This is a genomic window from Geobacillus sp. CCR (assembly GCF_052906625.1).
Genome location: NZ_JBREBQ010000061.1, coordinates 1 through 8,681, shown reverse-complemented (window position 1 = coordinate 8,681; position 8,681 = coordinate 1). Strand labels below are relative to the sequence as shown.

Annotated in this window: 9 protein-coding genes, 1 pseudogene and 1 riboswitch; all 10 genes and pseudogenes read left to right on the top strand. The window is 42.0% G+C overall.

The annotated features are described in order from the left end of the window. Positions 1 to 97: 97 nt before the first annotated feature. A complete protein-coding gene (locus ACVBDQ_RS17155) occupies positions 98 to 1,435 on the top strand; it encodes a recombinase family protein (protein ID WP_446663368.1) in 1,338 nt (445 codons plus the stop codon). An 893-nt stretch (positions 1,436 to 2,328) separates the two neighbouring features. Beyond that, positions 2,329 to 2,826, top strand: coding sequence for a hypothetical protein (locus tag ACVBDQ_RS17150; protein ID WP_096225773.1), 498 nt, complete (start codon positions 2,329 to 2,331; stop codon positions 2,824 to 2,826). Next, a complete protein-coding gene (locus tag ACVBDQ_RS17145; protein ID WP_011230106.1) occupies positions 2,819 to 3,784 on the top strand; it encodes a Kiwa anti-phage protein KwaB-like domain-containing protein in 966 nt (321 codons plus the stop codon). Before ACVBDQ_RS17150 ends, ACVBDQ_RS17145 begins: the two co-directional genes overlap by 8 nt. Positions 3,785 to 3,831: 47 nt before the next feature. After that, a pseudogene (locus ACVBDQ_RS17140) lies at positions 3,832 to 4,470 on the top strand (SpoVR family protein); the annotation flags it as partial. Between the two features lie 285 nt (positions 4,471 to 4,755). After that, a complete protein-coding gene (locus tag ACVBDQ_RS17135) occupies positions 4,756 to 6,102 on the top strand; it encodes a cytochrome ubiquinol oxidase subunit I (protein WP_446663367.1) in 1,347 nt (448 codons plus the stop codon). Next, positions 6,099 to 7,127 carry a cytochrome d ubiquinol oxidase subunit II gene (locus ACVBDQ_RS17130; RefSeq protein WP_011230109.1) on the top strand — a complete coding sequence of 343 codons (1,029 nt, stop codon included), beginning with the start codon at positions 6,099 to 6,101 and terminating at the stop codon, positions 7,125 to 7,127. The genes ACVBDQ_RS17135 and ACVBDQ_RS17130 overlap by 4 nt, the downstream gene beginning before the upstream one ends. Next, positions 7,127 to 7,228, top strand: a complete 102-nt coding sequence (gene cydS, locus ACVBDQ_RS17125) for a cytochrome bd oxidase small subunit CydS (protein WP_011230110.1) — start codon at positions 7,127 to 7,129, stop codon at positions 7,226 to 7,228. Before ACVBDQ_RS17130 ends, cydS begins: the two co-directional genes overlap by 1 nt. A gap of 88 nt (positions 7,229 to 7,316) precedes the next feature. Then, positions 7,317 to 7,607, top strand: coding sequence for a hypothetical protein (locus tag ACVBDQ_RS17120; RefSeq protein ID WP_023634424.1), 291 nt, complete (start codon positions 7,317 to 7,319; stop codon positions 7,605 to 7,607). Between the two features lie 108 nt (positions 7,608 to 7,715). Then, positions 7,716 to 7,818: riboswitch (guanidine-I (ykkC/yxkD leader) on the top strand. Positions 7,819 to 7,876: 58 nt separating this feature from the next. After that, a complete protein-coding gene (locus ACVBDQ_RS17115) occupies positions 7,877 to 8,197 on the top strand; it encodes a DMT family transporter (protein ID WP_011230112.1) in 321 nt (106 codons plus the stop codon). A gap of 213 nt (positions 8,198 to 8,410) precedes the next feature. Further along, positions 8,411 to 8,681, top strand: a 271-nt coding sequence (locus ACVBDQ_RS17110) for a UPF0236 family transposase-like protein (protein ID WP_446663366.1), incomplete at its 3' end; no start/stop codon positions are given.

Below are 8,681 nucleotides of genomic sequence, written 5' to 3'. Positions count from 1 at the left end.
TGACTGTTTCCATTCTACCAACTTCGTGGTCTGTATGCGGAAGAAGGATCCTGACTGATGAACCGATTTCATCCAGCTAACATATTTCTGGGGTTGAGTGGAAATCACAGAAAATGGTGAAGACCCTGAAAAGAAATTTGACTTCGTTATTATCTACTCACATTCCCGCATTGCACGCATACCTGAAGAACATGATCTGATACGCGCAACGATGCATATATTAGATATCCCAATCATCGAAAGTGAAACAGAAAGTTTATATGATTTTGGCGACACCATTTTTAGAGCGATTAAAGATGGAGTAGCCAAATATGAGCTGGATAAAATCCGGATCAATACAAAAAATGCAATTGAAACGTTGGCGAAAAATGGACGATGGACAGGTGGCAGAGCTCCGTTTGGGTATCAGTATACTTCCAAAAAGGAAGGAGGAACCGAAAAGTTTGATATAGTGGAAGCTGAAATAGAATTGGTGAAAAAAGTGTTTGAGTTATATAAAAATCATCATGGTTTTTCATCTATTGCCAAACAGCTTCCTGAAAACAGTTATCGTGGAAAAGCATGGACTAAAGACCACGTGAAAAACATCATTACGAATCCCTTTTATGCAGGTTATATCGCAATCAGAAGAAAGCATGAAAAGAAACATAATGCGTTAAAAGACAGAAGTGAGTGGATAATGAAAAAAAGTCCACTTATTCCGGCGGTTTTAACGATTGAAGAATGGGAGTATTGCTGGAATCTATACAAAACAAAGAACGAGAGGAAAATTCCACCGAAACATTTTAAAACATCTTTTCTGTTAACAGGTTTGTTAAAGTGCCAAAATTGCAATGGGGATTTAATTGGAAAAGATCAGCGAACGACGAGTAACCAGGGAAAAGTATATGGAAAGAAAGTGTATTTATGCAAAACATGCAATTATAAAATCGATGCAGACGACGCACATCAAACGGTATTAAGAGTGTTCAAAAGTTATCAAGGTATAGATACGGAGAAACTTATCTCGGCTGTTCAGGAAAAAGTGGAAACAGAAATTAGCAACGTCAAGAAAAGTATTGAGGATTTAAAAGTGTCATGGCAAACAGAAAAACGAAAACTCCAGCTTTGCGATATTGAAATTGAAAAAGCCTTTAAAAGGAAGGAAGAAAAGGAACCTCACATCAAAATATTGATCATTACAAAAGATCGAATCCTAAACAAAATTCATCAAATTGAACGTTGGATTGAGGAAAAAGAGGCAAAAATAAAATTCTTAGAAGAGGTTCAAAAAAATGAAAATTTAATTAGAGATCATTTAAAACAATTTCAGGCTCCTGTCTCTAGCTGCAATGAAGATATGCGAGCGTTGTTCCTGTATTTATTTGAAGAAATTATGGTTAATAAAAAAGGACATTTGCAATGTAAACTACGTTTCAATTTAGATGATAAATGATACAAAAATCTCCTCATTTGCAGGAGATTTTTTTATTTATGTAATAACATATCTCGGTGATTAGGTGCATATATTGGTAGGTAAAGCAATTTTTCTCGGTAATTAAGGGTAGGACCCGATCGCGATCAGCCCCAAATTACCGATATTGATACGACTGAAATTCAAGAAAAACCTTTGATTTCAAGGGACAAGCTGGGGTTTGTCCTAATTTTATTATGGACAAGGAAGTCCTTTTTTAACAGTTCTCGGTTATTTGGATAGAGGAGATTTGGAAACTCGGTAATTAGGTTGGTTAAGTATTACTGTTACATCTTATCGATCCAATGTCAAAGATGATTAGACCAACTGTGTTGAAGAATATGTTAGTGCAATACCGTGTCAATGCTTAAAACAGAATAATGAGAATTAGAAAAAGAAATCGAAACTAAACAACAAGATCTAATTCTATTCTCATTACAACTTTAAACAAGGAGGAGAGAACTTCCTTGTTTTTTAGCGACTAAAGTAAAGTTACATCACTAATGTTATGATCATAAATTTACCTTGATTCAAAATTAGATTAGGCGAACAAGCAAAATTGTTCGGTTTTGGAGTAGTAACAAGGAAAATCCAAGGATTTGCAGTTCGGCAAGGAGGTAGTTGAGGGATATGAAGGTTTTATATTAAAAAGAATCAGAATACTAAATGGGTTTTTGTTGAAATAAAGGTAATTTATTCGTTAAAATATTGGTGGTATCTGCCAATTGGGGGAGGTTTAATTGTTAATTCCATTTTGGTTTCGTTTATTATTTCTTTTTATGTCTTATTTTCCTTTATTTTTGGTACTGTTTATAAAATTTTTTAATTATGAATTCCTTGTTTATTGTATTAAATATTGGAGGTTTATCGATATATTGTTTCTGTTAGAGATTAAAACATTAAATGGAGTAATGGGACTTATATCAACTTTGCTGCTGGTAATTTCATTATTATCGATATTGTTTATATTGTTTGAATTAAGAACCACAGAGAAAAAAAGGATTGGACAGAAAAAATATACCATTAAGAAAATACAACCTAGGGATAGGGATATATTAGTTTACCTTGTTACTTATGTTTTACCGCTGATTAGTCTAGATATGGATAATTTTAGGGATATAATAGTTTTATTTGTTCTTATTCTTTTAATATTCTGGTTATCGATGTATTCAGATTTACTTTATGTCAATCCAGTTATGGCAGCTCTAAAATTAAGAATATACGCTATCGAAACAGATTTAGGTGAAGCACTCCTTATTTCTAAAAATGATAAATTCGAGGAATGCTTAGGTAAAAAAATAATTTGTTATCGTTTTATTAGAGATAAAGAAACAGTATTAATCGATGGGAGTAGGGGGCAACAAAATGAATGATGAATTGATTTATGTAAAAGAAAAAATTAATGAAATGGAACATAACAATGATTACGTTTACCAGTTATTTATAGTAGGTTCTGTACTAAGAGAAGGAACACAATCTGTTTATGATGATTGTGATCCAAAAGAAATTCCAATCGACCAATCAGTACAAGATTGGTTGTTGGGAACCACAAAGGCTTTGCTAGAGGATGTAACAGAAAATTATCAAGTATTAAATATTAGAGAAGTTGACGAAGAAAGCGAGACAATAAAAAGATATATTGAAATAAATAATTTAAATCAACTTTATTTATGGACTCAGCGTATAAATAATGAGCAAGTTGAAAATGATGCAAGGACTTTAATAAATAGAGATGATTTTAAACCTAAAGTGTTATTAGCGAAACTTGAAATTGATGATGAAATGAAGGTTTATTTTTTAAAAATAATAAACGAAAGTGTATTTCTAAAAAAACGTAAAATACTTGAAGTTGTGGATAGAGGTGATTATCAGATCTCCCAAGAAAGAGACAAGAAGCTTTTTTTAGACGATCAATGGGACGGAATTATAATTGGTAATAATGTTCTATTGTACAATGAAAATAAAATTTTATCTTTGTTTAGATATTATGAAAGATTTAGACAAGCAGCAGATGAAATAGTCGAACAGATAATGGAAAAAGGGATTGTTTCAGATGATTCTAACTTTTTACAATTTGTTCAGTCTCAGATAAGTCTTCAAAAGAAGCTAGCTAAGGCAGCTGATTATGGGTTGGAACGCATAAAAAGAGAGCGTATTGAGGAATTGATAAATACTGGCATGATTAATTTGCAATTAGATGAGCAAGGCAGGATAGTCTGTACCACAAAAGAAGAAGCGCGATTGGTTATTGATGTAATATTAGACAATTTTGTTTCCTCTTTAATTACTGATGATAAATACCGAGCTATCAATAAAATGCGTATACAATAATTACTGTGTTTTGTTGTGTCAGTGTTGGAATAAAATAAGCATCTTAGATAAACGAAGGCTGGGCGACGTATTGGCATCAGCGCATTTTGCGCGAGATGGATTTGACGAGCGATGAGGCGATTGAATTTGCGAAACTGAACGCCAACGTCGTGCAACCGTCGCGCACTGGCATCAATCCGTATTATTTAGGACTGAAAATTTTTGAAGACATTGAAGAGCGGTGGAACAACCCGACTGAGGAGATGAAAAAATACGGCGTCAAGCCGGGGTCGGGGAGGGCGAAAATTTTTGAAGTGCGCGAACTCGAATCCGACATTTCGTTTTTGCGCAACTATTTAACGAAAGAGCTCGTCATGCGCGAAGATATGTATTTGTTCCAAAAACAGGGGAAAGAATATAAAATCGTCGACAAAAACTGGGAGCATATCCGCGACCAACTCGTCAGCATGCGGGTAAATGGCGGATTCCCGTATATCACGGTCAATGACGGCGATTATATGCGCAACGGAGAGTTGTATTTGAAGCATTGGTATGAAGGAATCGAACTCGATCTGAAGTATTTAGAAAAAGTGCTCCCATACATTTATCAGTTGTGGGGCCGTCCGGTCCATATGGAGACGGTCGTCGAGGAAAAGCCGATGTTGTTTACGTATGACGGGAAAACGGTGCATCGGAAATATTTATAACATGAGGGCAGGGATCTCCTGCTTTTTTTGTTTGTCACGATGAATATGTGAAAAATGACACAAATTATTCGAAATCATGCCGGATAGCGTCCCCGATTTTATGAAATAATATGAAGTGGATAATTTGTGATGGTTGTCACAAATTCTTCACCACTGTTTGTTCGCCCGGGGGGATGGATATGTGGAAGCGGCATGAAAAAACGCTTGTGTTCGTTAGCTTTGCTGTTGCGGCTGTTGTCTTGCTTTCCTTGATTGGCCGCTTGTTTTCATAAGGGGGGATGAATCGTGAACGGTTACGATCCGGTGCTGCTTAGCCGTATTTTGACGGGATTGACGCTGACGGTCCACATCATTTATGCCACGATCGGCGTCGGGATTCCACTGATGATCGCCATTGCCCAGTGGGTTGGGATTCGCAAAAATGATATGCATTACATCTTACTCGCTCGCCGCTGGACGCGCGGTTTTGTCATCACCGTAGCGGTCGGCGTGGTGACAGGAACAGCGATCGGCTTGCAGCTGTCGCTTTTATGGCCGAACTTTATGCAGCTGGCTGGCCAAGTGATCAGCTTGCCGCTGTTCATGGAGACGTTCGCCTTCTTTTTTGAAGCCATTTTCCTTGGCATTTATTTGTATACATGGGATCGGTTCGAAAATCAGAAAAAACATTTGCTTTTGCTTATCCCGGTGGCAATTGGGTCTTCAGCATCAGCCATGTTTATTACGATGGTGAACGCGTTTATGAATACGCCGCAAGGGTTTGAATTTAAAAACGGCGAGCTTGTCAACATCGATCCAATCGCGGCTATGTTCAACCCAGCGATGCCGACGAAAGTCGCCCATGTGCTGGCGACTTCGTATATGACGTCAGCATTCGTGCTTGCTTCGATCGCCGCTTGGCATTTATGGAAAGGCAATCGTCACATTTATCATCGCAAGGCACTTCATTTAATGATGAAAACAGCTTTTATTTTTTCGGTAGCCAGTGCATTGATTGGCGACTTATCGGGCAAATTTTTAGCCGAATACCAGCCAGAAAAGCTGGCGGCCGCTGAATGGCATTTTGAAACGAGCTCCCATGCACCGTTGATCCTGTTCGGCGCGCTCCAAGAAGACGGGGAAGTGAAATATGCCTTGGAAATTCCATATGCCCTTAGCATTTTGGCCCATAACCATCCCGCTGCGGTTGTGACCGGACTGAACGAAGTTTCGGAAGATGAACGCCCACCACTGTACATTCATTACTTATTCGATGTGATGGTCACGATCGGGGTGTTTTTAATGGTTGTCGCAGCCGCGTATTGGCTCGGATCGATTTTCCGCTGGAAGTGGACGGCGAAAAAGTGGTTTTTTGGACTGCTGGTGGCGGGAGGGCCGCTGGCGATGGCTGCGATTGAGGCGGGATGGTACTTAGCGGAAGTCGGGCGGCAGCCGTGGATTTTGCGCGGCTATATGAAAACGGCGGAAGGAGCGACATCGTCGGCGCATGTGGATACGATGCTTGTGTTGTTTTGCCTTTTGTATATGGTGTTAGTAATTGCGAGCGCAACAGTGCTCATCCGTATGTTCCGCCGCAACCCGGTTGAACGGGAGCTGGCAGAGCGGGCCAATAACGGGGAGGTGGCGCCATGACGCTCGAAGTCATTGGCATTTCGGTGTTATGGCTGTTTTTGTTCGGGTACATTATCGTTGCCTCGATTGATTTCGGGGCTGGGTTTTTCAGCGCCTATAGCCATTGGGCAAACAAACAGCATATTTTGCACCGCATCATTCAGCGCTATCTTTCCCCTGTATGGGAAGTGACGAACGTCTTTCTTGTCTTTTTCTTTGTCGGCATTGTCGGCTTTTTTCCGAAAACGGCGTATTATTACGGTTCTATTTTGCTTGTCCCGGCGAGCATCTCCATCATTTTGTTAGCTATTCGCGGCTCGTACTATGCGTTTCATACGTATGGGGGGACGGAACGGAACTGGTATTTAATCGCTTATGGATTGACGGGGTTGTTTATTCCGGCCTCCCTGTCCATCGTGTTGACGATTTCCGAAGGCGGGTTTGTGGAGGCAGGCGCCTCAGGCGTTGCGCTGGATTATGGGAAGCTGTTTGCAAGCCCGTTGTCATGGAGCATTGTGCTGCTCAGTGTGACGAGCGTTCTTTACATTTCTGCCGTTTTCTTAACGTACTATGCGGACGAGGCCAAGGATGAACGGGCGCGGGCGCTGTTGCGCCGCTACGCTCTTCTTTGGAGCGGGCCGACGATGTTGTCAGCGCTGCTCATTATTTACCAGCTCCGCTACCATAATCCCGAGCATTACGCCAACCTATGGAATGTGGCGTGGATGCTGGTCATTTCCTTTTTGTTTTTTGTCATTACCGTTTGGCTGCTTTGGCGGCAGCGGCGGTTCGGCTGGGCGTTTATTGCGCTGTTGTTTCAATATGCGTTCGCCTTTTACGCCTATGGCATTTCACATTATCCGTATTTGTTGTACCCGTATTTGACGATTTATGACGGGTTTACGAATGAGACGATGGCTATGGCGTTGATCGTCGCGTTTATTGCCGGCCTTCTGTTATTAATTCCGTCACTTTATTTGCTTATGCGCCTCTTTTTGTTTAACAAGGCGTACGTTAAAGGAAAATGGGAAGGGGGAAAAGGATAATGCAAACATTTTTGATCATGTATGCGCCGATGATCATCGTCGCCCTGTCGATCATCGCCGCGTTTTGGGCTGGTTTGAAAGATGTGCACGTAAATGAGTAGACACAATTTCAGCGTCTTGGTAATGCATAGTTTGCCGCCAATCGCCCACACTAGCGGATGACAACGAATAGAGAAAGGATGGGCGATGATGAAAGAAATATTGGAGCGTGTGAAAGAGCAGCTGGAACAATCGTTTGACGAACCGCGCTCGACGAGTCTTGATGGGGCGATTCATGAGCTTGAACGGTTAAAAGCGAGCGCCAGGGATAAACGGCAAATGATCGAAGATGTCATCCGTGCGGTGACTCACGCGCGCAATGCGCGAATGGAGCTGGCCGAGGCGGGAGATGAATCGGCGACAAACGCTTTCGCTGAGGCCTACCGGGCGCTCGATCAAGCGATTGAATCGTACAGCGATGTTGATAACGATCCGGTATAAAGCAGATGGGAATGTCCCATCTGCTTTCTTGCTATGCCAGCGGCACGATGGTTAAATCAGTAGCCGATTGGCCACAAACATGGTACAATAACAGCGGAAAAAAAGAAGAAAAAGGTTTTCTAGGGTTCCGCGGCTGCTTTGCGGCCGGCCTGCGACCGAGAGAAAACGCGCGGCATCGCCGCGTGCACGGAGGGACAAAAGCCCGGGAGGAGCATCGTTTCGATCGTTCTCGCGGCTTTTTTATTTTCGCTAAAAAGGGAGGACGGGGCATGGCGTGGGTTTATTTAATAGTTGCTGGTTTGTTCGAAGTTGTATGGGCGATCGCGCTGAAATATACGAACGGGTTTGCCCGCTTTTGGCCTTCTGTTGTGACGATTGCGGGGATGGCGGCGAGCTTTTACTTTTTATCACTGGCGATAAAAACGTTGCCGATCGGCACCGCCTATGCGGTGTGGACGGGAATCGGAGCGCTCGGCGCGGCCTTGGTCGGCATGTTGTTTTTAAACGAGCCAGTCAACGCGCCGCGTGTGGCGTTTTTGCTTTGCATTCTTGTCGGAGTCATTGGTTTGAAGTTTACGGCGGGGCAATAAATTGGATTCATTTCTTGTCAAGAGTGTGAGTAAAATATTTGTGGGTGACATTCCGAAATGATCCCCGACGAGGGTTGCGAACTTTTGTTCGCGACGCTCGTCGGGGCCACCAAGCGAAGCGCGGTAGAAAAAGCAAATGTCGTGAAAAAAGGACTCTCTCCCTGCTATGATGGTGATTGTCAACATCAACCGAAAACAGGAGGGAGAGAGTCCATGAAACATCTTACCACAGAATGGCCTTTATTAAAAGAGCTGGAGGAACAATTAGTCAGAACTCTTCAAAAGGTGTTCGCTGTCTTGTTGGCGGCCCTTTTGGAGGAGATCGATCAACAACTGGCGGAAGCGCGGGACAAGCGGCGGTATCAGCTGAAAGACAAACGGCCGACTACGATCCAAACGCTGTTTGGAGAAGTGACGTTTCGACGGAACTACTACTATGATCGGCAGGCGGGGGCGTATACCTTCTTGCTGGATGCCGAACTGG